The following is a 1,680-nucleotide window of genomic DNA, read 5'->3' as shown; positions in this document are numbered from 1 at the left end:
ACTGGCCCTGGCACGCGACGTCCCCGCCGCCCTGCAACGCAAGCTGCCGAACCTGCCTCCGGGCGTGCTGACGGTGAAGGTGGGCATCCACACGGACCAGGTGACGCTGCGCGAGGGCACGCGGGAGCGCCAGGGGGGAGCGCTCGTCCTCCAGGGCGAGGCCCCGAAGGTGACCACGTGGCTGGCGGGACTGGCCACGCCGCACACCGTGCTCGTCAGCGAGGCCACCTGGGCGCTGGTGCACGGGACCTTCGAGGGAGAAGCGCTCGGGACGCGCACCTACGAGGGCTTCTCGGGAAGGCGGAGCCTGGACCTCCACCGGGTGCTGCGCGAGCGGCCGAAGACGGTCCGGTTCGAGCGGGCGCTCGCCGCCGGGAGCCTCACGCCCCTGGTGGGACGGGAGCACGAGCTGCAACGGCTGCTCGCGCACTGGGACGAGGCCCGACGGGGACGGGGCGCCTTCGTGCTCGTCAGCGGCGAGGCTGGCATCGGCAAGTCCCGACTCATCCAGGAGCTGCACGAGCGGGTGTGCCAGGAGTCGTGCATCCACTTCCAGTGCCAGTGCTGGTCGCAGTCCAGCACCAGCGCCCTCCAACCCATCATCGAGCTGCTGGGGCGCTTCTGTCCTCCGGGAGAGGTGTCGCTGGAGGCCCTGGGGCTGTCCCCGGAGCACACCGCGCTCCTGGCCCAGCTCATCTCCAGGCCCGTGCCCGAGGGGCTCCCCTCGCCCCAGCTCTCGCCGGAGCGGCGCAAGGAGCGCACCTTCGAGGCGCTGTCGGCCCTGCTGGCACGCGGGGCGCGGGGGCACCCGGTGCTCGGGGTGATAGAGGATCTGCATTGGGCGGACCCCTCCACGCTGGAGCTGCTCGGCGCCCTGCTGGAGCGGGTGGAGCGGGAACGCGTGCTGCTCGTCCTCAGCGCCCGGCCCGACTTCCACCCCCACTGGCCCGAGCCTCCCTGGCTGCACCGGCTCACGCTGGAGCGACTCTCGCCGGAGCTCACCGCCGCCCTCGTCCGGGGGTCCGCCGGAGGGCGGGAGCTGCCCACGGAGCTGGTGTACCAACTGGTGGCCCGGACGGATGGCATTCCCCTCTTCGCGGAGGAGCTGACGCGCATGGTGGTGGAGCGCGGAACGCCCGGCTCCATCCCCGTCACCCTGCACGAGCTGCTGCTGGCGAGGTTGGACCCACTGCCCTCGCGACAGAAGGAGCTGGCCCAGTTGTGCGCGGCGATCGGCCGGGCCTTTTCCCTCTCGCTGTTGGCCACGCTGACGCGGCGGAGCCCATCCGCGCTGCAACGGGACCTGGAGGGGCTGGTGGCGGCGGGGCTGTTGCAACCCCGGGACGAGGATGCCGGGCCCGGCTACCAGTTCCGCCATGCCCTCCTCCAGGACGCGGCCCGGCAGTCGCTGCCCCGAAGCGCCCGGAGACAGCTCCACCAGCGCATCACCCGGGCCCTGTTGGAGCAGAGCCCCGAGGTGGCCGAGACACATCCGGAGCTGCTCGCGCACCACGCCACCGAGGCCGGGGAGTACCCGCAGGCGGTCCACCACTGGGCCCGGGCGGGACAGCGCGCCAGCCTGCGCTCGGCCAACCAGGAGGCGGTGAGCCACTTCCAGCAGGCCCTGCGGCTGCTGCGCCTGCTGCCCGACACCCCGCAGCGCCTCCACGAGGAGCTGCG

Annotated in this window: 1 protein-coding gene; it reads left to right on the top strand. The window is 73.1% G+C overall.

Translation table 11 applies throughout. The features are described 5' to 3' along the window. Positions 1-1,680: ATP-binding protein (locus VF794_RS03545; protein WP_331107705.1), on the top strand; the 1,680-nt coding region annotated here is incomplete at both ends.

Source organism: Archangium sp., assembly GCF_036389735.1.
In the GTDB taxonomy this organism is placed as follows: Bacteria; Myxococcota; Myxococcia; order Myxococcales; family Myxococcaceae; genus Archangium.
Note: the sequence above shows the minus strand (reverse complement) of the source record. Positions and strands in the feature narration are given on the sequence as shown.